General features: G+C 48.7%; 18 protein-coding genes. 9 read left to right on the top strand and 9 right to left on the bottom strand.

Annotated features, from left to right (window positions below):
* Positions 1–55 precede the first annotated feature (55 nt).
* The 4 genes from ACXAGR_RS02055 (at position 56) to ACXAGR_RS02040 (ending at position 4620) form a co-directional block, all read left to right on the top strand.
* Positions 56–2056, top strand: coding sequence for a putative bifunctional diguanylate cyclase/phosphodiesterase (locus ACXAGR_RS02055; protein WP_474847817.1), 2001 nt, complete (start codon positions 56–58; stop codon positions 2054–2056).
* 19 nt (positions 2057–2075) lie between these two features.
* Positions 2076–2666 (top strand): thymidine kinase, encoded by a 591-nt coding sequence (locus tag ACXAGR_RS02050; protein ID WP_119502075.1) that lies wholly within the window; start codon positions 2076–2078, stop codon positions 2664–2666.
* A gap of 127 nt (positions 2667–2793) precedes the next feature.
* Complete coding sequence (locus tag ACXAGR_RS02045) at positions 2794–4371, top strand: serine hydrolase (protein WP_474847815.1); 1578 nt, start codon at positions 2794–2796, stop codon at positions 4369–4371.
* Positions 4372–4482: 111 nt separating this feature from the next.
* A complete protein-coding gene (locus ACXAGR_RS02040) occupies positions 4483–4620 on the top strand; it encodes a hypothetical protein (protein ID WP_474847813.1) in 138 nt (45 codons plus the stop codon).
* Between the two features lie 108 nt (positions 4621–4728).
* Here ACXAGR_RS02040 and ACXAGR_RS02035 read toward each other — a convergent pair whose 3' ends face one another.
* The 3 genes from ACXAGR_RS02035 to glyA form a co-directional block, all read right to left on the bottom strand.
* Positions 4729–7233, bottom strand: coding sequence for a TonB-dependent receptor domain-containing protein (locus ACXAGR_RS02035; protein WP_474847811.1), 2505 nt, complete (start codon positions 7231–7233; stop codon positions 4729–4731).
* A gap of 453 nt (positions 7234–7686) precedes the next feature.
* Complete coding sequence (locus tag ACXAGR_RS02030; protein WP_474847809.1) at positions 7687–8715, bottom strand: LacI family DNA-binding transcriptional regulator; 1029 nt, start codon at positions 8713–8715, stop codon at positions 7687–7689.
* A 169-nt stretch (positions 8716–8884) separates the two neighbouring features.
* Complete coding sequence (gene glyA, locus ACXAGR_RS02025; RefSeq protein WP_474848108.1) at positions 8885–10132, bottom strand: serine hydroxymethyltransferase; 1248 nt, start codon at positions 10130–10132, stop codon at positions 8885–8887.
* Positions 10133–10268: 136 nt separating this feature from the next.
* Here glyA and ACXAGR_RS02020 point away from each other — a divergent pair, with 136 nt between their 5' ends.
* Positions 10269–11126 (top strand): LysR family transcriptional regulator, encoded by an 858-nt coding sequence (locus ACXAGR_RS02020; RefSeq protein WP_474842722.1) that lies wholly within the window; start codon positions 10269–10271, stop codon positions 11124–11126.
* A 237-nt stretch (positions 11127–11363) separates the two neighbouring features.
* Positions 11364–12797: a hypothetical protein gene (locus ACXAGR_RS02015; protein ID WP_474847807.1), complete on the top strand. Its 1434-nt coding sequence runs from the start codon at positions 11364–11366 to the stop codon at positions 12795–12797.
* A gap of 73 nt (positions 12798–12870) precedes the next feature.
* Here ACXAGR_RS02015 and ACXAGR_RS02010 read toward each other — a convergent pair whose 3' ends face one another.
* On the bottom strand, positions 12871–13968 hold the full coding sequence (locus ACXAGR_RS02010; RefSeq protein ID WP_474847805.1) for an RNA polymerase sigma factor: 1098 nt from the start codon (positions 13966–13968) through the stop codon (positions 12871–12873).
* A gap of 171 nt (positions 13969–14139) precedes the next feature.
* Here ACXAGR_RS02010 and ACXAGR_RS02005 point away from each other — a divergent pair, with 171 nt between their 5' ends.
* Positions 14140–14400 (top strand): hypothetical protein, encoded by a 261-nt coding sequence (locus tag ACXAGR_RS02005; RefSeq protein ID WP_474847803.1) that lies wholly within the window; start codon positions 14140–14142, stop codon positions 14398–14400.
* Positions 14401–14448: 48 nt separating this feature from the next.
* On the opposite strand, the gene ACXAGR_RS02000 is transcribed toward ACXAGR_RS02005, so the two are convergent.
* The 5 genes from ACXAGR_RS02000 to ACXAGR_RS01980 all read right to left on the bottom strand — a co-directional run bounded on the left by ACXAGR_RS02000 (position 14449) and on the right by ACXAGR_RS01980 (position 22734).
* Positions 14449–16047 carry a peptidase dimerization domain-containing protein gene (locus tag ACXAGR_RS02000; RefSeq protein WP_474847801.1) on the bottom strand — a complete coding sequence of 533 codons (1599 nt, stop codon included), beginning with the start codon at positions 16045–16047 and terminating at the stop codon, positions 14449–14451.
* Between the two features lie 56 nt (positions 16048–16103).
* On the bottom strand, positions 16104–17702 hold the full coding sequence (locus tag ACXAGR_RS01995) for a M20/M25/M40 family metallo-hydrolase (RefSeq protein ID WP_474842732.1): 1599 nt from the start codon (positions 17700–17702) through the stop codon (positions 16104–16106).
* A gap of 30 nt (positions 17703–17732) precedes the next feature.
* Entirely contained in the window at positions 17733–20552 is a 2820-nt protein-coding gene (locus tag ACXAGR_RS01990) for a TonB-dependent receptor plug domain-containing protein (protein ID WP_474842734.1), read from the bottom strand.
* 736 nt (positions 20553–21288) lie between these two features.
* Positions 21289–21918 carry a uracil phosphoribosyltransferase gene (gene upp / locus ACXAGR_RS01985; protein ID WP_474842737.1) on the bottom strand — a complete coding sequence of 210 codons (630 nt, stop codon included), beginning with the start codon at positions 21916–21918 and terminating at the stop codon, positions 21289–21291.
* Positions 21919–22005: 87 nt separating this feature from the next.
* Positions 22006–22734, bottom strand: a complete 729-nt coding sequence (locus ACXAGR_RS01980; protein WP_474842739.1) for a class I SAM-dependent methyltransferase — start codon at positions 22732–22734, stop codon at positions 22006–22008.
* Between the two features lie 341 nt (positions 22735–23075).
* On the opposite strand from ACXAGR_RS01980, the gene ACXAGR_RS01975 reads away from it, so the two are divergent.
* Positions 23076–24380, top strand: a complete 1305-nt coding sequence (locus tag ACXAGR_RS01975) for a M20/M25/M40 family metallo-hydrolase (protein ID WP_474847799.1) — start codon at positions 23076–23078, stop codon at positions 24378–24380.
* Positions 24381–24453: 73 nt separating this feature from the next.
* Positions 24454–25995: a S10 family peptidase gene (locus ACXAGR_RS01970; RefSeq protein ID WP_474847797.1), complete on the top strand. Its 1542-nt coding sequence runs from the start codon at positions 24454–24456 to the stop codon at positions 25993–25995.
* The last annotated feature ends 19 nt before the right edge of the window (positions 25996–26014 follow it).

Genomic DNA, 26014 nt, shown 5'->3' with positions numbered 1-26014 from the left:
TCCCGGTGAATACATATAAAATGTGACAGGGCCGTCCAGCTGACAGGATTAAGTAGTGCGCCCCATATTCCACCACTCCACACTGAATGATGCCGCGTTAAGGGATGTTGTGCACCTGCTGCACTCTAATGCCTTTAACGGCATGATTATCTCTGTCGCTGCCATCAGTGCGCTGGCATTCGGGTTCGATACACCGGAAACCCATTCAGTCAAACGACTCTTCTGGTTGATCATGGTGTCTGTTTTACTGCTTCGCTTTCTTGATGCCATCTTCTGGATGAAAGTCCTCAGGCAGAAAGACAAATCTCCCCGTCCCGCATTTTTCCGGTTCGCCATTGGTGTCACACTGACAGCCATCATCTGGGCGCTCTATTGCGTTACCCTGTACCCGCTGATGGATATTATGGAGCTGGCTACCACTGTTGTGGTGCTGTCAGCCCTGGCGGGCGGTGCAGCGGCAGTACTCGGTGCCAGCCGGCCGCTGGTATGGACTTACTGCACGCTGTTGCTGATCCCGGTTTCCGTAATGGCACTGACAGATCCGCGTAAAGAGTTATTTATGCTGGGTCTGCTTGGATTCGGCTTCTGCATCATCATGCTGGGCACCTCCCGCAAAACCAATGCCTTTTATCTGGAGACCATCAGCTTACGGGAAAAGAATCAGGCGTTGGTGGAACAAATGGCAGAAGAGCGCAATGAAGTGGTAAGAGTAAACGAAGCTCTGCGTCTTAGTAACCAGAAACTGGACAATATGAACGCGACACTGGAAGCCGAAGTGCATTCCCGCACAGAAGATATTGTGCGCCTTTCTAACCGCGACCCCCTCACCGGCCTGATGAACCGGGCGGCGTTCTTAAATACCCTGCGGGACAAGTTAAAACAGGCCGCCTTAAGGGAAGAGAAGCTGGCTATCCTGTTTACTGATCTCGACGGCTTTAAACAGGTGAACGACAGTCTCGGCCATCAAACCGGTGACCAGGTACTGGTCTCTGTCGCCTCGAGATTCCGCCAATTTGCACCGGACGATTGTTTATCACGGTGGGGAGGCGACGAATTCATTATTGTTGCGACGTTCTGCAATCTCAGCAAAATAGTGCAACTGGCAAAAAATATCCGCGCCAGTATTGCTCAGGGCATGGCTATAGACAGAAATATCATCAATCTTGATGCCACGACAGGTATTGCTATTTTTCCGGATCACGGCGACAACGAACAGCTTTTGATCCAGCGTGCCGATATCACCATGTATCATGAGAAACGTCGCGGCGTGAACCATACCGGCATTTTCAGTGACAACGTGTATGATGCGGTATGCAGAGAAATGCAGTTACGGGACGGGCTTCGTTCTGTCATCATCAATGACCAGTTGCACCTTGTTTATCAACCTATTGTAGATGCCGGTACTGGCCGTGTGTGGTCTTACGAGGCGCTGCTGCGGTGGCAATTTAACGGAGACCCCGTCTCTCCCGCAGACTTTATTCCTGTCGCTGAACGTTCGGGCCTTATCAACGATATCGGATTATGGGTGCTGTCAAAAGCGTGCGAAACCGCAGCAGGCTGGAAAGACCCTGACGTTGCTGTTTCGGTGAACGTATCAGTGATTCAGCTTATGGAAGATAACTTCATCCTCAAGCTCGACGAAGTACTCAGTCATACGGGCCTTGCGCCTTCCAGGTTGCATCTGGAAATTACAGAATCTGTATTCGCAGACAATAAACAAAAGCTTGCAGCGCAGGTGAATGCCATAAAAAATCGCCGGGTAGCCGTTTCCATAGACGATTTCGGTACCGGCTTTTCATCGCTGAGTCAGCTTCAGCTCCTGCATTTTGATCACATAAAAATTGACCGGTCGTTTATTCATAACCTTAACTCAGCAGGCGGCCCGATTATCCGTGCGACCTTGCTGATTGCCGGCGAGTTCGGCTGTAAAACCGTTGCCGAAGGAGTAGAAACAGAAGAACAGGCTACAAGGCTTAAGGCGATGGGTGTAGACTACCTGCAAGGATTTTACTTCGCCAGGCCTGAGCGTGCAGAGACACTGACCGGCCGGCTATAAACAGAACAATAATAATCACATGGCTCAACTTTACTTTTACTACTCTGCAATGAATGCAGGGAAATCTACCTCACTGCTCCAGTCTGCTTACAACTACCGTGAACGGGGTATGCACGTACTGATTTTCACAGCGGCAATCGATGACCGCTATGATGTGGGTAAGGTCACCTCAAGAATTGGTTTGCAGGCCGACGCCAGTTTATACGGTAACGAAGATAACTTGTTCCGGCAGGTATTTAAGGCTCACCGTGCCCAGCCGCTGGACTGCGTATTTATTGATGAAGCGCAGTTTCTGACTAAGGCTCAGGTAAGGCAACTGGTAGAAATTGTCGACGAACTGGATATTCCCGTGCTGGCCTACGGACTCCGTACAGATTTTCTCGGTGAAACCTTCGAAGGCAGCCATTATCTGCTGGCCTGGGCTGATAAATTTACTGAGCTGAAAACAGTCTGTCACTGCGGTCGCAAAGCCACATTTGTGGTGCGGATGGATGAACAGGGCCAGCCTGTCACCGGCGGTAATCAGGTTGAGATTGGCGGTAATGACCGTTATGAATCTATGTGCCGCAAACACTTCAAACAGCTGGTATGGGATCAACCGTCGGCGTAGATCTGCTTCAGCGGTTCCCTGCAGCGCCGGGTCGTTGATCCGCCACCCCGTGTCACTGAACCTCTGACAGTTGACAAGCCTCTCAATATTTTCAACAGTGGTGTGAAAAGATAAAGGAGTACACCACTTGCGCAGGCTTTTTCTCTCCGGCTTATGTGCCACCCTCATTGCAGCTCAGGCTGCGGCTGATACGCAACCGGTAAACCAGTTGCCATCTGATTTGAAAACACTGCCGGATACCATTGACCGTGCTTTGTCAGAATTTTACACCCCGGGTATGAGCGTGGGCATTGTGAAAGACGGCAAGGTTGTGTACCTCGCCGGACATGGCCTCAGAAATAAAGAGCAAGGGCTGCCAGTGACACCGGACACCTGGTTCAGACTGGCTTCTGTCAGCAAAGCATTTACAGCCACCACCGTGGCACAACTGGTAGACGAAGAAAAACTGAACTGGCACACAAAGGTAGAAGACGTGCTGCCCGGTTTCAGGATGGCTGATCCTTTTGCCAGCCGCGAAATGGATATCACCGATCTGTTAACCCACCGCAGCGGTTTGGGTTCAGGTGCCGGAGACAGTATGTTGTGGCCTGAGCCATCCGGCTTCAGCCGTCAGGATATCGTGCATAACCTGCGCTTTCTGACGCCTCAGTACAGTTTTCGCAGTGAATACGCCTATTCCAATGTAATGTATATCACAGCCGGGGAAATAGTGGCGCACCTGACGGAAGACAGCTGGGAATCCCGGCTACAAAACCGTGTATTTGCTCCCCTTGGTATGGACTGCTTTGGTGGGGATGTGCCGGGCTATGTGCTCGAAAACCGCGCCATCAGTTACGGCCACAACGATGAGAGAGGCATTTATCCCATTCCACGTAACCAGCTGGCAGAAAAAGGCATTGTCTCTGCTGCAGCCGGCGGCGTCAGCTGTAATGCGACGGGTATGCTGAAGTGGGTTCAGATGTGGCTGGATGAAGGTAAAAGTGCCGGCGGTGAAACCATTCTCTCAGAAGATACATACAACACCATGCTGACGCCGCAAACCCTGTTGTCTGTTGATGACACTGACGAAGAATGGGACCACATGCATTTTAAGGCGTATGGTCTCGGCTGGCGGCTTATGGATATTTTCGGCCATAAGGTAATCTCTCATACCGGCACCTTATCCGGTTATCAGACGTATGTGGCTTTCGTACCGGATCAACAACTGGGTGTGGTAGTACTGAATAACGGCTCCAACTACGGTGCCCGCGGCGCTGTCATGCAAACCATCCTCAAAGCTTACCTGCCTGAAAGTGATAAAAGAAACTGGATAGATGAATACCGGGCTTATCAGGATGAGCAGGAAGAGAAATATCTGGCCAGACACACGACTCCCTCTGGCAGCAATAAAGTGCTGTTACCGCAAAACACCTACGCCGGACAATTCAGCGACGAATGGTTTGGCCTGATGACCGTTTACCCTGAAGGCGACACCCTGCGGATAAAATCTGACAAAATGCCCACTCTCACCGGCAGACTGGAGCCCTTTGAAGATCATACATTTGTGATCCGCTGGGACAACCAGAACGCAGCCAGTGACGCCTTTATCCGATATCAGGTGAATATAAAGCGGCAAGTCACCGGATTCACCCTCTACCCGTTTACAGAACGTGAAATAACCAACCATGAATGGCGGGATATGGTTTTTACTGTTGATAAGGAATAGCCCGGCCGGGATGCAGAATCATCAAGAAAGCGATTAGAGCGATTAGTATTTAAGATTTTAATCGTTTTATAAAATCACATAATCTGTACCCAACTTAACAAGGAGCAGATTATGGCTAAAATGATTCAAAAACTGGTAAGCAAAAACAAAACACAATCCACCCCGGCAATGACCTGTAATTATCAGAATAATTACTATGGCGATCAGGTATGTGTGGCGTGCGCACCGGTCAAAGGTAAGCGGGCGTAAAGGTGACTTTAAGGTCACTCCTCTGTCCGAAAATACCGGCAACACCGGAAATAAAAAAGCCCGCAACGGAAACCGGTGCGGGCAATGCTATTTCACAGGGAGAGTGAATCAGTCGAACAGGTACTTCAGAGATACCACAGTAGTGCGGCCGTTCAGCGGGCGGGCACGGATGTAGCTGCCTACTGCTGCAGAGCCTTCTTCAGATTCTGTAATAACAAACTCATCAGTGGCGTTGTTTACGTTCAGAGAAACTGAGAACTGGTCATTAACCCAGTAAGTGGCAAATACATTCACCAGGTTATAAGCATCCTGTTTCAGGTCATTGTTGTCCTGAACATAGTACTCGGTAGAGCCTTGCAGAGATGCCCCCACTGACCAGAAATCAGTAACGTATTCCGGTGTAATTGTCCAGATCCAGTCAGCCTGACGACGGGGTGTGTTACCCACCAGCGTTGCATCATTCGCGTCTTTGCTGATTTCAGCATCTGTCCATGTGAGGTTACCGGACAGCACGAAGTTATCAGTTGCATTCCAGCGTCCTTCAAATTCCAGACCTGTTGCTTCATATTCGCGCATGAACGTCAGACCGCTGGTCACCTCAGCCTGAGTATCTTCCGTCACTGTGTCGAACAGCGTAGCGTTCAGCATCAGATCACGGGTGCCGTACTTATAACCAATTTCAAGTTGCTTCGTTGTATCGAAGCCGGAGGTTGTGTTGGTCAGGCTGCCATCAGTATTCAGTGTGCCGCCAATTTGCAGCAGACGGTCTGCCAGTGCACGGCCACCTTTCGAGTAGCGGGCGAACAGGGTTTGCGTTTCGCTCAGTAAATAAGAACCACCCAGTGAATAGGAAGTGTTATTGGCACTGTAGTCAACAATTTGCGATGACGCACCGGCGCGGTTCAGGTTAATCACACCGCCGCTGATGAAGCCGCTGTTCTGCGCAGACGCATCTTCAATCTGTTCAATAACACCGTTTCCGTTAATGTCGTAATCGGCATTGCCGCCACAGCAAGCGCTGATCAGTTCACCCGATGCATCAACACTGTCGTAACGCACTGAAGCATCAATAAGAATGTTGTCTGACAGTTCAAAGCCTACGTTCATGTAGGGTGCAGTTGTCACATAGTTCAGATCCCACTCATACGACAGGAAGCTGGCTGACAGCAGGCCGTTGGATACCAGTTCAGTACCATCAGCATCTGTAATATTCAGCAACTGCGAGTTGTCACCGTCCAGCGTCTGGATAAAGGTTTGCCAGCTTGCCCAGCTCGTCGCAATATCCTGATTTGAATAGTAATAACCTACTGTCAGTGATACGCCGTTATCGAACTCTTTACGCAGGCTCAGATCGTTAATCATGTTACCCAGGTCATTGAGACGGGCATCAAACTGTAAGTTAGTAAATGCTTCGCCGGTATACACTTCACCTGCACCCGGACCATTCGCCAGAGTAACCGTGGTGCTGTCGCAGTTCAGCGCATTACCTTCGCCATCAAGCGCGCCGGAACAAAGCGCAGCAGCGAAGTTTGATACATCGCCCGGGCCGGCAGGGAAACCGTCAGTGAAAGGTGCAATGAATCCACCGGAAACATCCGAAATACGGAATTTGTTTAACAGGAACAGATTGTCCGCAACTTCCAGGTCTACTTCCACGCCGAATGAATTAACTTCTGATGAAATACCGTCGCGTACGTCACGGTTTTCCGGATTGCCGTAGCTGTCAAAAGTAGAAATATTCGTGTTATACACTGAGTTCAGGGCCTGTGAACTGGCATCAAAACCGGGAACAGGACCGTACTCACCGTCACCTTTAACCAGTACCGGAGATGGCAGATAAGTGGAAACTTTGTCATCCAGGTTTTTGTAGAAGAAACGGATATGACCGTTATCCAGCAGCTTGGTGATATTAAACTTCACCTGGCCGCCTTTATCACCGTGATAACCGGTGTCACGGGTACCTTCACCGCCGCGGGCAAAGCCGGCAATGTGATAATACAGGTCGTCGCTGATTTCACCGCCGTAACGGAAATCCAGGCGCATTTCATCGTAGTCCACACCAAAAGATGTACCGATAGCACCACCACCGATTTCACCGGTGTTGCTGATCATATTGATAACACCGCCCGGCGAGTTACTGGCGAAAGTCGACGCAGAGCCACCGCGAACCGCTTCTACATTGGCCACTGACCAGTCGTAACGGATGAAGTTATCAGCATTACCAAAGTTGATATCACCGTATTCCAGTACCGGTAAGCCATCTTCATGAATTTGCAGAAATTTGGAACCGCCGGTAGCCAGAGGAATACCACGGATAGTGATGTTCGCGTTACCGCCACCACCAGAAGACTCAGCACGGATCCCCGGAATAGCACGGAACACTTCAGCAGTAGAGCGTGGCGCAAGTTTTACAATATCGTCTTCGTTAAAGGAACTGACCGACACGCTGGCTTCCTGCATGGTGGCACCACCAGGGGTTGCAGTCACAACGATTTGTTCGTATTTGGCTTTATCCTGGGTTTCAGCGTCAGTATTGTCCTGAGCAAAAACGGGACTGGCTATGACTGCGCTGACAGCCAACGCTAATCTACTGAATGCATAACGCTTGTTCATGTTTTCTCCGGGAGAGTGTTTGAGTGTTTACAGGCTAACAATCCGGTCACTTTTCTAACGGGCAGCTTATTCCCACCTTCTTCACAACCGAACTTAATCGTTTAAGAATTTAATCTAAAAACTTTCCAGTGTAAATACAATGTGAAGAATTTATATAACAAAGATAGTAAAATATACTATATAACCGTTGAAAATCAGTGATTTATAATTGATAAAATTTTATTAACCTGTTTTAAAATATACCCAAAAGGATAACAATTTAATCTTATTTGATTAAGATAAGTACAGAGAGACAGGCAATTATGAAGGCTGAAACCGCTATAATTGTCCGGCCAGACTGACGCCGGCCGCTGCAACGGATGAAAAGGTGCAACAAAAAAACAGTTTTACAAAGAGAAAGAGACGGCAGTCTGAAGCGATGCCGGAAGCGGTACTAAGACACCGGAAGCGATATTAAATAGTACCGCCGTTAAGAAGTTCGAAATCGAGTATTACAGAGTCAGCCTGCTCACCTTCCAGTAGCAGCTTTGCGGCAGTTTCCCCCTTTTCGATGCTCGACTGGCAAACCGTGGTGAGAACAGGACGGGTGCGGCGGGCTTCGTCAATACCGTCAAAGCCGGTAATTTTCAGTTCCTGCGGCACTTTAATGCCCTTGCTGAGCGCACATTGCAACAACTCCAGCGCAATCATGTCACTCATGCACAGTACGGTTTGCGGGCGGGGTGAAATACTCAGCACCTCATTGGCGGCCTGACGGGCAAAATTTCCCCCGCTCTCCGGAATATGCCAAATCCATTCATTATTAATGTCGCAATTTTTGCGTTTCATCGCCCTGAAATAACCATCAAGCCGGCGATGAGAAATTGCACTGTCTGAGTCCAGCAGCGGACTGTCGTACACCCTGCAGGTCACAGGTGAGTCGATAAGTTTCAGTCCCAGAATAGCGGCCCGCCCACCTTCTTCCAGCGCTTCCATCGCAATCTGATAAGCGGCATTCTCGTTATCGATGTTCACTGAGGGGCAGCCTTCAAGGTTGAAGTCTACCGTGACCACCGGTTTACTTAATTGCCGTAGTTCTTCCCCTAATTTCGGGTTTTGGGGCGCACCATAGCAGATAAATCCGTCAACAAAATCGGCCACATCGGTAATAGTTTGTGCATTACCGGCATACAAGAGTAAATGCTTTTGAGCGTCCTGCAGCACGGAGGAAACACCACGGATGAAGGTAGATGCAACAGGGTCACTGACCATGTATTCAATGTTATCGGCAAGCACCAGCGCCACAATATTAGACTGACCTTTACGGAGGATCTGCGCTGCTTTATTAGGCCCGCTGTAACCTATCTCTTTACAGGCAGCCAGAATGTCATCACGCCTGGCGGCAGAAAGCTGGTCCGGGCGGTTAAAGGCATTAGAGATGGTTGCGGTAGAAACGCCCAGCTTTTCAGCCACATCTTTTAAAGTCAGTTTTACTTTCTTCATTGTTACGGCAAAGGTCACTGTACTGAATGCCGGCAGGCATAATTAAACGGGTGCAATCTTAATCGATTAACATTTTTTTAAAATTTTAGCACAGTGATGGTAACCGGTACGACTTTATTTTCAATTTTTACCGCCATCGTACCGGTGAAGTAGTAATTTAACAGGAAAACTAGTTGTAAACGGGCCTTGCTGCAGTAAGTTCAGCCACCTTCTGTTTAATGGTTGCAGCCGTGTCTGCGCAGTCCGGCGCACTAAGCAAATCACACATCCATCCGGCCAGTTGCTGACAATCTGCTTTAGTGAAGCCCCGTGAAGTGACGGCCGGAGTGCCGATGCGAATACCACTGGTGACAAATGGAGACTGGGGATCATCAGGCACCGTGTTCTTATTAACAGTTATATTTACACTGTTAAGCAACGCATCGGCTGCTTTACCGGTCATGCCTTTGCTGATCAGGCTCAACAGAAACATGTGGTTATCAGTGCCGCCGGATACCACATCAAAGCCACGCTCAATAAAGACTTCTGCCATCGCTCTGGCGTTGTCTACCACCTGTTGCTGATACACCTTATAGTCATCAGACATAGCTTCTTTTAACGCCACCGCTTTGGCTGCGATGACATGCATAAGCGGACCGCCCTGAATTCCCGGAAAAATCAGTGAATTGAATTTCTTTTCCAGTTCGGGAGCAGACTGACAAAGGATTAACCCTCCCCGCGGCCCCCGCAATGTTTTATGAGTAGTGGTGGTAACCACATGTGCCGCTTTCACAGGGTTAGGATACACACCGGCGGCCACCAGGCCGGCAACATGAGCCATATCCACCATTAACCACGCACCAACACTGTCGGCGATATCTCTGAAACGCTGCCAGTCAACGATGCGGGAATACGCCGAGAAGCCGGCAACAATCATTTTTGGCTTTTGGATTTCTGCCAGCTCTGCAACCTGTTCATAGTCAATTTCACCGGATTCCGGGTTAATACCGTATTGCACAGCGTTGTACAATTTACCGGAAAAATTCGGCTTTGCACCGTGTGTCAGGTGACCGCCGTGATCGAGGCTGAGACCTAAAATGGTATCGCCCGGAGAAAGCAACGCCATGTAAACCGCCGCATTAGCCTGCGAGCCTGAGTGCGGCTGAACATTGGCGTAATCTGCGCCGAATAAGGCTTTAGCGCGGTCGATAGCAAGTTGTTCGGCAACATCCACTTCTTCACAGCCGCCATAATAACGTTTCGCCGGATACCCCTCAGCGTACTTGTTGGTTAACTGACTTCCCTGTGCCGCCATTACCGCCCGGCTAGTGTAATTTTCAGATGCGATCAGTTCGATATGATCTTCCTGACGCCGGGTCTCTTTTTCGATTACCGCAGCGATTTCAGGATCCACATTATTCAGCGATTCATTCAGCAGCTTCATGATAACTCCATTGTGTTTTGATTTTCTTTATGCTAATTCTGGTATCGCAATAAATAAAATTAATAAAAACAATAGAGCCATAAGTTTCCAAAATAGGGTTGCCTGCCTATTTTTATTTTGGAGTGTAGCCATGAAAAATTTGTCCGTGGACTTCTTACGTTCATTTGTGACGATTGCGCAGACGGGTAGCTACACTTTATGTGCGGAACGTTTAAAACGCACACAACCAGCTATCAGCCTGCAAATCAAAAAACTTGAAGAAATGGTGGGGGAAAAGCTGTTTTCCCGCGAAGGCAACCGTCTTACTCTGACGCTGGCAGGCAGCAAGCTGCTGGAATTCGGTATGAAAATACTCATGCTGAATGACCAGGCGATGGCTGAATTTGGTCGTCCTCAGGTCAGCGGGAATATCAAACTGGGGATCCCCAGTGAATTTTCCACGACCCTGATGCCTAAGATCATTCGCCGCTTCACCCAGTCTTATCCGGAAGTCTCTCTGGAAGTTCACTGTGCGCTGAGTAAAGATTTGCTGTGTGAACCCCTGAAAAACCAGTTTGATTTAATCCTGTCACTGCAGGAGATGCCCGATCCCGACCAGGATGGTTACATCGTGACAGACCAGCTGGTGTGGGTTGGCAGTCAGCGCTTTGTTAACAGCATTCCTGAAAAGCTGCCCATTATCGCCGCCCCGGCGCCCTGTATTTACCGTAAACGTGCAACCAACCTGTTAGGAAAGCACCGCAAGCAGTGGCAAATTGTGTACACCATCGGCGATCTCAACGGTATTCAGACCGCCATCAATGAAGGACTGGGCATTACCGTACTGGCGAGAAGTACTGTGCCGAACGGCTTGCATATTTTGTCCCCTTCTCCGGCGCTGCCGGAGCTGGGTCATATTGGTGTGTGTCTGGTGAATCCGCAGAAAGTGCGCTCTGAAGCCATAGAACTACTGGCCAAAACCATGGTGACTGAACTGTCTGCCTGCTGAGGAGACTTAAAAGAGTCTCCCGTTCCGACTTTGTTAATAGAGAATTATTGCAGCAACTACATGTTAATAAAGAATTAGCAAAATCTGTGGGAATTTCCGGTATCATTCAGGAATCCGATAAGAAGTAAGGTAGTAAAAACAAGGCATGGTGTCAGTTCAGGTACCCATTGCCCTGTCTGCCTTGAATTGCTGAGAGTAACATCAGGCAATTTCGCAGTAGTAATTGAAAGGAAAGCGGTGAGCGCACAAAGCCAGAACCCCGACAGTATTTACACACAGCAAGTAAAACAACTCATCAACATGATTTACCCTCATGAAACCGGCTTCGGCTCCGTTTTCGAAGATGCCAGTGATTACTTTTCCCTTACTCCGGCCCTGGAAAAGCAAGTTGAAGATTTAAAAACGCAACTCAGTAAAATTGAAGGAAATAAAAAAAGAAAAGTACTGGCAGAGCAACTTGCACGACAAATAAAGAATCATAAAGAAAAACTCAAAGAAGAAAGGCTTGCACGTTTAGAAAGGTTGAACGACGTAAGCACAAAAATCATCGAACTTTGTGAAGGCGACAACTGGCAGGAAACACAGCAGTCCAGTGCAAAGCTGCTTGGAACGCTGATGTTGCTTACCCGGGGCCCGTCGGGTAATTTTGCCCGCCTTCATATGCGCCTTAAGCCTTTGTATAAGGCCGTACTGACATTACGCTTAGCCGACAGGCTTCTGGCACACGACACTATTGCTAATAAATATCTGTCGAAGTATCGCGAAGCCGCATCCCGCTTTCGCGGAAACCGTTATTGGCGTGATAAATGGAAAATTGAGCTGGGACGTCCCCTAATCCTTGCCGCACTTTTGCAGGATATCGGCTTACAGAGTCCCGCCGCGCAAACTATCCTCAAAGGTGAGAATTGTGATTTAAGTGAATTCCGGTTATTAGATGACGCACAACGAAAAGCGCTGTTGAAGCTTAACTTCCATTTTACGCTCAAATACATTTCAGAAGGCTTAGGGCTACCTGATTATGTAGGAAATGATAAGGAAGAAAGAGACCGGTTCGTCCAGACCCATAAAGACGCCGGCGAATTTCTGTATCAATTAGTAAAAGACGCGTTTGTTTCCAAAACAGGCCTGGGAGAGATAGTTAAAATTCCACAAATTTATGTTTCTATTGTACTTTCAACCAAATCAGACTATTCGCGCAAAAGCTTGCCGAAAGGTTATATGCTGATTGAGCAACTTGCGAAAAAAGATGGCTTAAATAAACAGTTAGCTCAGGATTTCATTGAGCTTGTAGGTTACTTCCCGCAAGGTTTCGGTGTTACCTATATTCCGGTCAATGAAAAAGGTCAGGAAAAAGATCAATATGAATGCGCCATCGTGATTGGGCTCAATCCCCCTAATCCGGCAGAACCTCTGTGCAAAGTGGTAACAAGAAATCAGAAGTACATTTCAAGCGGTGCGCAAGAAATCATTCCTAAGGGAAGAAACCTGTACTTTCCCGCCAACCGGAAAAAGTTAATGCGTATGGGGAAAGACAGGTTGAGTGAAATAATGAGTCAGTTATCGGGCAACTTTACCCCTGATGCCATTGACGATTTAGTGCCCGGCCTCTGGGAGCCCTTCAACTTTTTCAGCTTTAAAAAGCATCAGAATTTATGGGCGAAAAACAAATAGCATATAAGGCTAGTTTAAGGCAAACAGGTACATCAAAGTCGCTGAGCTGACAGAGCTGTCTGGCTGAGGAGACTTAAATGAGTCTCCCGCTCTCATACAACCCGTAGAACATAGCAGCATTGCCCATCAGTAATCCTGCATAGAGTCCGAACCGTCCGCAAAATACCCCGACGGATCTTTGCCTTGCCTGCCCGGCAGATTGTTGATCGGCCAGAATCATATTTTGCATCTTGATGGTTTGTACAATGATGATGCCCATCATCACCTGGTACATCAGAACCGGCCCCGCCCACCCCGTTGTAAACTCATAGGCCGCTGTCCACAGCGCACCGGCAATCAGCGTCGCTGTAACGGTTCTGTTCCGCTCTTTTTTCAGTGCGGCTTTACGCTCTTCATGCTGCATATAACGCAGGGGAATACTGGCGCTCATGTATACGGTTAATGCGCCGGCGGCTGCGGCCATCATGGCACCACTGAACAGCCATTTCACAGCCCCCCAGAACCCGCCTTTAGCGACAGAACCGGTTGCTGCATGTGCCGGTGTGCTGAACCCGGCACCAAATAATACAGCGCTGCTGATTGTCAGAGCCGGCGCAGTTGAAAGGATCAGCGATCCGTACTTTTCCATCAGTTTTTCACGCAGAGATAAACGGGCACGGTAAAGCTGCTGCCGTACGGCATCATCAGAAATATTCAGCAAGCGGGCAACCTGAGCACCAGATTGCTCTTCCCGGTAATACAACAAAACCACCTCACGGGCCTCTTCCGGCAACTCATCTACCACTTTGCTTAATACTAAAGCCTGTTGATCACGGCTAAACGCCTGAACCGGTTCATCACTGTCGTTACAGAATTGTTCGAACAACTTGTCAGCTTCGTCACTGTCAACCCGTGATGAAACCTTGTTGTCCCGTAAATAGTTGAAAGCGGTATAGCGGGTAACCTGACGTACCCAGGGCAGAAAACTGGCAGGATTTTTTAATGTGTCCAATTTTTGCCAGCATTGAATATACACCTGCTGGGTGACTTCTTCACTGGCATCAAGATCTTTCACCACTGCCAGTGCAATACTGCTGATGGTATTTCGTGTCGCTTCAATCAAACGGGTAAATGCGGATGTATCACCAGTCATGGCTAAACGGACATCCTTCTCAATAATCTGTGCACTCATAATGCTCCCTCCGCAACGCGTGAAACGAAACTGATTAACTTTACCGGCTTGCGGGGCGTCGTGAAAGTGTCTGCAGCCATTTTATCTTCTTGCATAATTATTCCCTGTTAACTGTCATGGTCAGGATATATCTGACATGTTCAGTACAAAGAAACCACGGGAGGGTATTTTGTGACAAAAAAAGTAAAAAAAGGGCAACCAGATGGTTGCCCGAAACGCTCAACAGAGCACGTACACATGAAATGCCCCCGCTGCGGGGGCCGTCTTACCGCTTTAACTAAAGTGGTGGACCCGGTTATCTTTCCGCTGCATCGCTTTGTTTATCCTGCCGCAATTGCCGGCGGCAGCGGAAAAGTTAAAAAAATCATCAGCAGGATCAATCCGACAAGAAACCTGACTACCCTTGCCTCTTTTTCAAAGGCAAAGCAATGAGGGCATCCGGTCCGGTTCTTGTCAGACATCACTGCATTTCCTTCTTATTTACTCGTCCCGCACCATGGGATACGACACGCCCAGCTGTTCCAGATAGGTGTCGTACTTTTCAGGATCGTAGTAGAACTTACGCATTTCACCGCGATACTGCTTCATGATGTTTTCGTTGAGATTAATTTGCGGCTCATCGCCGTCACGGAGTAAAGACTGATACTTCACGTCTTTGGTCTGCACGTTATCGAAATAGTCCTGCATCTGCGGCAACAGTGCCGGATCAGTGAATAAATCGACCATCGTCATAGCATGTGCTTTCGCGCCGGCAATAATGCCTTTATGGGCAATAGGCGTTGCCATCGATACCGCATTCGCCCAGTTGTGGCCAGGCAGATTTGGAATGTTCGACGGATACAACATAAAGATTGTCGGCACAGTCCAGGCGATATCGCCCACATCATCAGAACCACCGCCAGTGAGTTTTTCCAGCGGAGGCGGCTCAAAAATAGGCATCACTTTTTCCGGCAGGCCGGTAACCTCTGAACCAATTTCTTTTTGCAGCGCTTTCGCTAACGTCTGATCATCTTCCGACCATTCAGGCATGCCTATTTTCTTGATATTCTCATAGGCTGCCAGCGCCAGGGGTTTGTTGAAATGGCCCGGCCATGCGGTGCCCATTACCACCGAGTCCCAACTGGTGTTGGTCATCAGTGCTGCACCTTCCGCCATTTTATCACCGACTTCCCACAGCGCTTTAATATGGGGGTAGTCCATTTCACGGAAGTAATACCAGGCGGTTGCTTTGGGTGGCACAACATTCGGCTGGTCACCACCGTCCACAATCACCGAGTGCGTGCGCTGGGCAATACGCAAGTGCTCGCGGCGGTAGTTCATGCCAACGCTCATCAGCTCAACCGCATCCAGCGCACTGCGTCCGCGCCAGGGTGAACCCGCACTGTGAGCAGATTCACCGTAAAAATTATATTTAACTGACACCAGCCCGGAAAAAAACGGATTACCGTAGAAAGTACCGAAGCCGCTGCCCACATGGGAATACAACACAGCATCCACATCACCAAAATAGCCGTCGCGAACATAGTACGCTTTGGTAGCCAGTTGCTCTTCAGCAACGCCCGGCCAGAGTACGATGGTGCCTTCAATGTTGTTTTTGATCATGTAATCTTTCATCGCCAGCGCGGCGATAATATTCACAACCTGACCGGAGTTATGACCTTCACCGTGACCGGGTGCACCTTCTACAATGGGATCGTGATAAGCCACACCGGGCTTCTGTGAAGCTTTAGGTATACCGTCAAGATCGGTGCCCAGCGCTATCACCGGTTTACCTGAACCCCATTTGGCATACCAGGCAGTAGGAATACCGGAAATGCCCTGCTCTACGTCAAAACCCTGCTCTGTCAGAAATTTAGTCAGATACGCCGAAGTTTCCGTTTCCTGAAAACCCAGCTCGCCAAAGCTGAAAATCATATCGTTCATGACCTGCGCCAGCTTGGCCTGTTTATCAACAGCACTCACCAGTTCTGTTTTCGCAGCATCCCGCTGCGCTTCTGTCAGCGTGGTGGCAGAGGCGGTCATCATCATGCCTGCAGATATCAGTGCCGCTGTCAGCGCATTACGGTAAAAACGTTTCATAAACACTCCTGAATAAATCTGGCAGGCGGCAATACCGCCTGCATTCGTTATGACAGTTACTCGCGTACAGTGGGATAAGAAATACCCAGCTGTTCAAGGTACGTGTCGTACTTTTCAGGGTCGTAATAAAACTCAGACATATCGCCTTTAAACTCCGCCATAATACCTTTGTTCAGGTGCACGGCCGGTTGATCCTGTTCGCGCAACAACGGCGTGTAAGAGGCATCTTTGGTCTGCACGTTCTCGTAGTAATCACGGGCAGCATCCATCAGCGATTCATCGGTAAGCAGGTCAAATAGGGTCAGCGCCTGAGCTTTCGCGCCTGCAACTACCCCTTTATGAGCAATTGGCGTTGCCATCGCTACAGCGTTAGACCAGTTGTGACCAGGCAAGTTAGGAATGTTTGCCGGGTAGCGCAGTGTGATGGTGGGCACTTGCCAGGAGATATCACCGATATCATCTGAGCCGCCTCCCATGTTTTTCTTGAGATCAGGTGGATCAGTGAGCTCATTAATTTCGGTATTCAGTCCTTCCGGCTCCACACCAATCTCTTTTTGCAACGCTTTGGCCAGCGCAATATCATCAGCCGACCACTCTGGCATACCTACCAGTTTGATATTCTCATAAGCGTCTTCAGCAATGGCTTTATTCATGTGCTGCGGCCAGGCAGAACCCAGAACAACAGAGTCCCAGGTAGTGTTTGACATCAATGACGCCCCTTCTGCCATTTTGTCACCGATTTCCCACAGGGATTTAATATGCGGATAGTCGGTTTCACGGAAGAAATACCAGCGGCTCGCTTTTGGTGGTACAACGTTTGGCTGGTCGCCGCCGTCAACCACGATAGAGTGCGTACGCTGTGACAGACGTAAGTGCTCACGGCGATAGCTCATACCCACTTCCATTAACTCCACAGCATCCAGCGCACTGCGGCCACGCCAGGGTGAACCGGCACTGTGAGCGGATTCACCGTAGAAGTTGTACTGAACAGAAATCAGGCCATTACCGCGGCCGCCTCCCCAGCTTGTGCCAAAACCGTTAGATACGTGTGAGAACAATACAGCGTCGACATCTTTAAAGTAGCCGTCACGAACATAATAGGCTTTAGTACCCAACTGCTCTTCCGCTACGCCCGGCCACACTTTAATAGTGCCCTTCAGGCCATGTTCTTCCATGAACTCTTTCACTGCCAGAATGGCAATAATATTTACCACCTGACCTGAGTTATGTCCTTCACCGTGGCCCGGTGCACCTTCGATAATGGGATCATGGTAAGCCACACCGGGTTTCTGTGACGCTTTAGGGATACCGTCAATGTCTGATCCCAGAGCAATGACCGGTTCACCTTCACCCCAGGTTGCCATCCAGGCGGTAGGGATGCCGGAAATCCCCTGTTCAACGGTAAATCCATTTTCCTTCAGCAGGTCGGTTAAATACTTCGAGGTCTGGAATTCCTGAAAGCCAAGCTCACCAAAGCTGAAAATCATATCGTTCATGATTTGCGCCTGTTTGGCTTTACCGTCAATGGCTTTAATTAACGCTTTTTTCGCATCCATGCGCTCATTCTGAGACATGCCGGTGGCAGCATCTGCTGCCAGCGACAATCCCGCCAGAGAAAGTCCGATTAGCGCACTTGTCATGCTTCTTTTAAACATTCTGTTTTCCTTTTTCATTGCGGGCATTAATTACATGTTTACACGGAAGCCAATTTTGAATTCGCGGCCAAGTACGTCATATAAAGAACGGTTTGTTGCCAGATAGCCCGGACGGTTCTCAGACCCCTGATAAGCCGGATAAGTAACAACCGCAGGATCGGTATTGAACAGATTCTTAATTTGCAGATACAGTTCAAAGTCACCGGTGTTGTCAAAGCTGAATGTTTTTGATGCGTAGGCATCGAAGAACACTTTGCTGGCTACGGTATTGTCGTTAATGGTGTAGTAAGGCGCGCTGCTTACCGGACAATCTGTTGAACACTCAATGTATGCGTTGCTTAACGTGCCTTCACTGATGCCACGGGCAGTTAAGTCAAAACGCATATCGTCCAGGTCGTAAGTGACAGAAGCACGAAACTTCCAGTCCGGCGTTGAGCCTGCGTTTGAGCCAGCTTGGTCAATGGCGGTAGTACCGTCATCGGTGATGGCTTCAAGATAATTGGTGGCCAGGAAGCGCAGTTTTACGTCACCGGGAATACCACTGTACAGATCGCCCAGAGCAAAACGGTAAGTCACATCGTAGTCCACACCTTTCGCAGACATGGAGTTCAGGTTGTCGTACAGCAGGTTAATGGTTTGCAGCGTACCTGACTCATCATAAATCATGTTGTCACAGTACTTCTGAACACTGTACTCTACACAGTATTCAGCGGTAGTATCTGCTGTGACATAACCGATAACACCGTCAACTTCCACTTCGTAGTAATCAATGGTTGCAGAGAAACCTTCCAGGAAACTTGGGCGTAACACCACACCTAAGCCAAATGAATCCGCTTCTTCCGGAGACACATTAGGGTTACCCTGAAGGTTCTGTACCATAGGCACAGACGCGCCGTTGATGGTGACCGAGTTAGAACGTGCCGTACCTGCGGCATAAAGCTCAGACAAATTTGGTGCACGAATATCTTTAGACTTGGTGATGCGGAAAGTCGCATCGTCAATTGGCGACCATGTGAAACCGGTTTTCCAGGTGGTCACACCGCCGGAGGTACTGTAATCGGTATAACGTACAGCGCCGTTAAAATCTAAATCTTCAATAACCGGCACCAGGGCTTCCAGGTAGGCTTCTTTTACATTGTAAGAACCTTCGGTCACTTTATAGTTACCGTACTTCCAGCCTGATGAATATTCCTCATCGACCGAGCCATCCATTTCTTCTTTACGGTACTCAACACCGAAAGCCAGAGAAATGGGGCCCGCCCAACCGTCGATATCGGATGTACTGAAATTAATTGCCGCAACGTCCTGGATAAACTCCTGTTTACGACGCGGCTGGCCCAGTACATAAGCCAGTGCTTCTTCGCTTGCAACGCCAACACCCATCCGGTTCAGCGGTACACAGCCATTTGTAGGATCAGTCAGCGTAGAACGACACACAATATTACCGGTATCCGGGTCAACCACAGCATCTGTCGCCAGAGATAAACGGGAGGTATTGTAGGTCGGTGTCATATGTTCGTCGGTATTAGTTTTACCGTGCTGGTAATACACATCCCACAGGAAGTACTTGTCAGACAGTGCAAATTCACCTTTTGCCCCGCCAACAATACGGGTGGTATCACGTTTGTTATTCGAACCTGATGCCGGCATATCCACGTTACTGGTATTCAAAGAGAAACTATCCAGTCCCAGGGTAGCCATTTGGGTAGCCACAGACTCAGGCAGATACGCATTGTCCGCGTAAATGGTCACACCTTTCGTGGTGGGATTAATGTAGTAACTTAAGCCTTCATACTCGGCGTAAGAACCTTGCAGGAACACTTCGGTTTCACCGAACATCCAGCTTAACCGTCCAAACAGGTTTTTCCTGTCGAGGTCTGCTGCCAGAGAGTTTGTGCCGAGCATACCCGACGTGGTGTATTCCCAGTCGCCGCCCTGCATCCATTGTCCGGATGTTGCGCCGGTTGCCAGTTGACCTACCGCACCGTCAACACCGAAGTAGGTGCCGGCCAGCGGGCCTGACGCAATTAAACCGCCCGGGGTGTAGTTAGAAATACCGATGCCGCTGCCGGTATAGAAATACGGCGCGCCTTCAGACGTGTCCGGATTGATCATCGCCACGTTGCCCTGCTCGGCATAGTCGCGGGTGGTATAGTGAATTCCGTTAGCACGGAAGACCTCACCACTGAGTAACAGGTGGCCATCGCCGTTGCCCAGTTCAGAACCGTAAGTCAGTACGATTTTGCTGTTTTCACGGTCGCCGTAAGTCGTTTCGCCGTATTCCACCTGCGATTTAAAACCGGTGTACTCTTTATCAAGAATGAAGTTCACCACCCCGGAGATGGCATCAGAGCCGTAAACAGAAGAGGCACCGCCGGTAACGATTTCAACGCGCTTGATCAGCGATTGAGGGAATGTGTTCGTATCAACCTGACCGGTTGAGGCTGATACCACAGAACGCTGACCATCAAATAATACCAGTGTACGGCCTGTTCCCAGTGCCCGCAGGTTTAATGCGGCAATACCGGAAGCACCGTTACTCAGTGAACCGGAACTGGTTGAGGCTGTGGAACTGCCTGATACCGACGGCATGGTGTTGACAAAGTCAGCCACACTGTTTGGTGCGAAGGTATTAATATCTTCTTCAGACATTGATGCAACCGGTGTAGGGGTATCGTAACCGTCACGGGAAACCCGTGAACCGGTCACCTGAATGGACTCAACTTTTTGTTCTTCTGCTGCCGGTACAGACGTTTCGCTTTCCTGTGCGAAGGCCTGGGATGACAAACTGCTCGCAATCGCTACCGCCAGATAGAGTTTTCGGGTGGGGAATGGGGTGTTCACCTTCATATGTGTATCTCCTGTTTAAGCTGTGCTTGCTTTCAACTGCTGATTATTTGAGGTGCGTCCGACTACAGAACTGGCGCGGTTTATTTTTCAGCTTTACTCAGTAAATGTGCTTGTTGCAGGAGAGGTATTGCACATGCCGTACCTAAAACATTGATTTAAGTAATTTTTATCAGAGAATAATTATTCGCATGGAATTTTTAACAAGGGAATAAAGATTTATATTCGTAAATTCAGCGCGTTACGAACATAAGAAAGACTTATTTACAAACGATCAACATATAAGATTTATAAATATTGTCACTTATGCAGAAATTAAAAATGTTTATGCACATAAAAATAAATAAAAAATTCTTATGTGCAAATTAGCTTACTTTATACTAAAGAATAATTCGCACTCATTTGATGCACCGTTAATGAAATTGCACAGGAGTCAAAGATATACTGATACAGTGTAACATCTGGCCGACATTAGGATGCATATCTCAATAAACATTAAATATAGGGATAAAATTAACAACCTTGGCGTTAATGCTGCGTTGAAATACAGAATTAAAAGGAGGAAATACTGACACCTTTGATCGTATAACCCGTCAAATTGTGTCAGTAACGTGGTACTGGAAGGTAAATAAAGCATCCGCACTGTGCATAGTTATTCAAATAAATGACTCTTTTGCACCATTTTGGAATTCGTAGAAAAAAGAGAAATCAGCTCCGGCAAGTCCTTTTCAGCAATTTGTTATCGCGTGCCGAAAATTTTATCGCCGGCATCCCCCAACCCGGGCAGGATGTAACCCTTCTCATTCAGCCGCTCATCTATGGATGCCGTATAAATATCAACATCCGGGTGCACTTTCTGTACAGCTTCAATCCCTTCTGGAGCAGCAACCAGAAATAACCCCATGATGTGCTCACACCCTTTCTGTTTCAGCAAATCGATAGTCGCGATGAGCGTGCCCCCGGTGGCCAGCATGGGGTCGACAATCAGCGCGGTCCTGGCATCAATATCTTTTACGACTTTGTCGAAATAAGGTACCGGCTCGAGGGTTTCCTCGTCCCGGTATAACCCCACCACGCTGATACGGGCATTCGGGATTAACTGTAATACCCCGTCCAGCATACCCAGACCAGCGCGCAGAATAGGGACAATAGTGATTTTCTTTCCTTTGATCTGTTCAACATTGAGTTTCTCACCGGTCCACCCTTCAATTTGTGCTGTTTCTGTGGGCAAGTCACGTGTGGCCTCGTAAGTCAGCAGATTGCCTACTTCACTGGCTAATTCACGAAAATCTTTACTCGAGACCGACGCTTCTCTCATCAGACCGATTTTATGCTGGATTAACGGGTGCTTGATTTCATGAACAGCCATGACGTGCTCCTGAGTAAGATTATGATGGATAAAAGGCATCATGCGTGTCCCTTGAGAACACGCATAACAGTTAGCCGGATAATGGCACTAACTGACTGGTTTTTGAATGATAAAAATAATGTCGTTGTAATGCCAGGCCAGCTTATTGCCTGACAGTTTACTGATCATTTGTGCCACTACACGAACAATCTTATCTTTTTTGGCCCGCTTTCGCAGGTAATTATTCTTCCCCATTTCTTTGCATAGCGTGAGCTGGTGCTTTGCGCAAAAAGCCTTGATACCGGAGCGGGACAACTGAGGATCGTAAACAATAGGATAAGGGATGTGACCGGGCTTACCGGCATGCTTTTTACCTTTTATATATCTGTAATAGGCAACATGGAGCCAGTGCGGCGTATGGCGGGCAAGAAAACCGTAAACCGTGTCACGGTCCGGCACTTTAATCACGACAACGCCTCCCGGTTTCAGCCACAAGGCGAAGTTCTCCAGTACTTTATCGATATTCTCGATATGTTCGAGCACGTAAGAAGTATAAATAACGTCGAAATGTGCTGCAGGTAAAGACAAGGCGCGCAAATCGCCGGTGATGATATTCTGCAAATCGCCGTGAATTTGCTGCCTCAGAGCCAGTGCAGCCTCATCAATATCAACGCCGGTGATATGACGGGGGATCCCTTCCAGCTTAAGAGGCCATTTTTGCCCGCAGCCGGCTTCCAGTATTTTAAGTTCACCGGTATTGCCTGCGACTTCACGAATATGCGCCTCAATAACAGCGGTTTCTTCCCTGGTGTTCTTTACGAGCTTAATGCTATCCATTGCGATCCTGAGGGGGTAGATGATTTCATCCAAAACTGAGTGAACCTGGCCGGGTAAACGGTCACCTGAATGTTTACCTGTTTACACTGCTACGGAGTTCCAGATTACACAGTTCAATAAAAATTTAAATACACGCTACCCTGCTATCTGCGACTTTCAGCGAAATATCACTTTACCCATTAGCTGCAATGGACAATTAGCTTCACCGGAGACTTTCGCAAGTTAGTCGTTAAAGCTTTGCATTTCTGTTCCTCTGTTGGGTAGCTTAGGCAGATTACACTGTGGCGCACAACCAGGTCGCCACAGCGCATCTGCACACACAACAAGAAAAGAAGGGAACTATGAAAAAGGGCTTTAAGAAACACGCTATTTTGCTCGGTCTGTCTTTATTTGCAACCCAGTCCATGGCAGCACTTTCAGATAAAGAGCAGCAACTCGCTGACTACATCGATAAAACTAATCCCGCAGCCCTGAAGTTGCTTGAAGATATCGTCAATATTAACAGCGGCACGATGAATTTTGCCGGTGTGAAAAAAGTGGCAGATGTTCTTATTCCTGAATTCAAAGCACTGGGTCTTGATGCCCGTTTTGAAGACGGTTCGGCATTTGGCCGTGCCGGACATCTGGTTGCAGAACTAAATGGCGGGACGGGCCCCAAAATGCTGCTTATCGGACATCTGGATACGGTATTCGAACCGGACAGCCCGTTTCAGACTTTCGAAAAAATCAGCGACACACAGGCACGGGGCCCCGGCATTGCTGATATGAAAGGCGGTGATGTGGTTATTTTGCAAGCCTTGCGGGCCTTACATGATGCCGGTGAGCTGAAAAACATGAATATTCTGGTGGTCATGACCGGTGATGAAGAACTGAGTGGCCGCCCGCTGGAATTGTCGAAAAAGGCCCTGACCGACGGTGCAAAATGGGCTGATATTGCAATCGGGTTTGAAAATGGTGACGGTAACCCCGCCACAGCAAACATTTCACGCCGTGGCTCTATCGACTGGACACTCACTGTTACCGGCGTTCCCTCTCATTCCTCTCAAATCTTTAAAGATAACGTGGGTGCCGGTTCTATTTATGAAGCTTCGCGAATTTTAAACACCTTCTATACGGATCTGCGCAGCGAAGAACTGCTGACGTATAATCCCGGCCGTATCATGGGCGGAACAGCCGTCACCCACGACCGCAAAGCAAACAGCGGCACCACCTTTGGCAAGAACAACGTAGTGGCTGAAACCACCATTGTCACCGGGGATATCCGTGCTATTTCGGAAGACCAGGTTAACCGTGTGAAAGATAAAATGCGGGAAATCGTCGCGGCATCCCTGCCAAAAACCCAAAGTACCATTGAATTCGGTGAGGGATATCCCGCTCTGGCACCAACAGACGGTAACAAAGCCCTGCTGGAAATTTACAGCAATGTCAGTGAAGATTTAGGTCAGGGTAAAGTGGCACCGGTCAACCCGCTGAATGCAGGCGCCGCCGATGTATCTTTTACTTCAGCATACGTTGAAATGGCCATTGACGGACTGGGCATGAGCGGTTCTGCGGGTCATACTGTGAATGAAACCGGCAACCTTGAAGCACTGCCTTCTCAGTCCAAGCGGGCAGCCATTTTACTGTACCGCCTGAAACAGCAATAAAAACAGAAGTCACAATAATACAAAGGGCGCGGTTACAGCGCCCGTTTAACAACAAAAAGACAGAGGAAATACTATGAAACTTCGTCGTTCCGTCTCCGCACTGGTACTCGGCGTGTCAGCAACACTGGCCATTACCCCTGCACTGGCCGCAGAACAAACGGTTGAAACCAAACGCAGCATTCCGGTTGAATCCGCCACCGTAACCAAGCATAAAACCACCATCCGCGGCGAGAAAGTCAGTTATACGGCCACTGCCGGTATGCAACCGGTGTGGGATGAAGAGGGAAACCCCACCGCCACTTTGCAATATACTTATTATCAAAGGGATGACGTAAAAGATACAGCCACACGCCCGCTGGTGATCAGTTTTAACGGTGGTCCGGGTTCCGCTTCCGTGTGGATGCACATCGCCTATACCGGCCCGAAAGTGCTGAATATCGACGAAGAGGGCTATCCCTTACAACCTTACGGCGTGAAGACCAATCCCTACTCCATTCTGGATGTGGCGGACATCGTTTATGTGAATCCGGTGAATACGGGATACAGCCGCGTACTGCCTGACGCTGAAGGCAAAATGCCGTCAAAAGAGCAGCAAAAATCTCAATTCTTTGGCGTTAATGCCGATGTGAAATATCTGGCAGAGTGGATCAATACATTTGTTTCCCGTCAGAGCCGCTGGCGCTCACCAAAATACCTGATTGGCGAAAGCTATGGTACAACCCGGGTGTCCGGACTGGCGCTGGCGCTGCAGGAACAGCAGTGGATGTACCTGAACGGCGTGATTCTGGTCTCTCCTACAGAATTAGGCATTAACCGCGACGGACCGGTAGAAGCCGCTAACCGCCTGCCCTATTTTGCTGCCGCAGCGTGGTTTCACAAAAAACTGGCGGCTGAATACCAGAACAAAGATCTTGAAGCGTTTCTTCCGGAAGTCGAAACCTGGACGCTGAATACCCTTTTACCGGCACTGGCAAAAGGCGCATGGATCGACGAATCCGAAAAGCAGCAGGTTATTAAGCAATTTGCCGCGTATTCCGGTTTAAGCGCACAGGAAGTTGCACAAAGTAATCTGGACGTCAGCACATGGTATTTCTGGAAAGCACTGCTCCGTGATGAAGGTAAAACCATTGGCCGGCTGGACAGTCGTTACCTGGGTATTGATGAAAAAGAGCTGGGTGACGGGCCGGACTACAATGCTGAACTGACATCCTGGCTGCATTCTTTCACACCGGCGATTAACGACTATCTGCGCAACGATCTGAAGTTTGTGACTGACACCAAATACAATATGTTTGGTCCTGTGCATCCCTGGGATCGTGAGAACAATCACACCGGTAAAGATTTACGTCAGGCCATGGCAACAAATCCGTACCTGAACGTGATGATTCAGTCGGGTTATTACGACGGCGCCACCAATTACTTTGATGCCAAATACACCATGACTCAGTTAGACCCAAGCGGCAAAATGAAAGACCGTCTGCGCTTTAAAGGTTATCGTAGTGGCCATATGATGTATTTACGATATGAAGATTTGAAAACCGCTAACGATGACATCCGGACATTTATCAGCGACAGCCTGCCGGCTAAAGACCAGGCAGCAAAATACGACCGCTGAGACAACTGTGCAGCCATTC

The sequence above is a fragment of the Alteromonas sp. ABH4_457 genome, from assembly GCF_056160625.1.
Note: the sequence above shows the minus strand (reverse complement) of the source record. Positions and strands in the feature narration are given on the sequence as shown.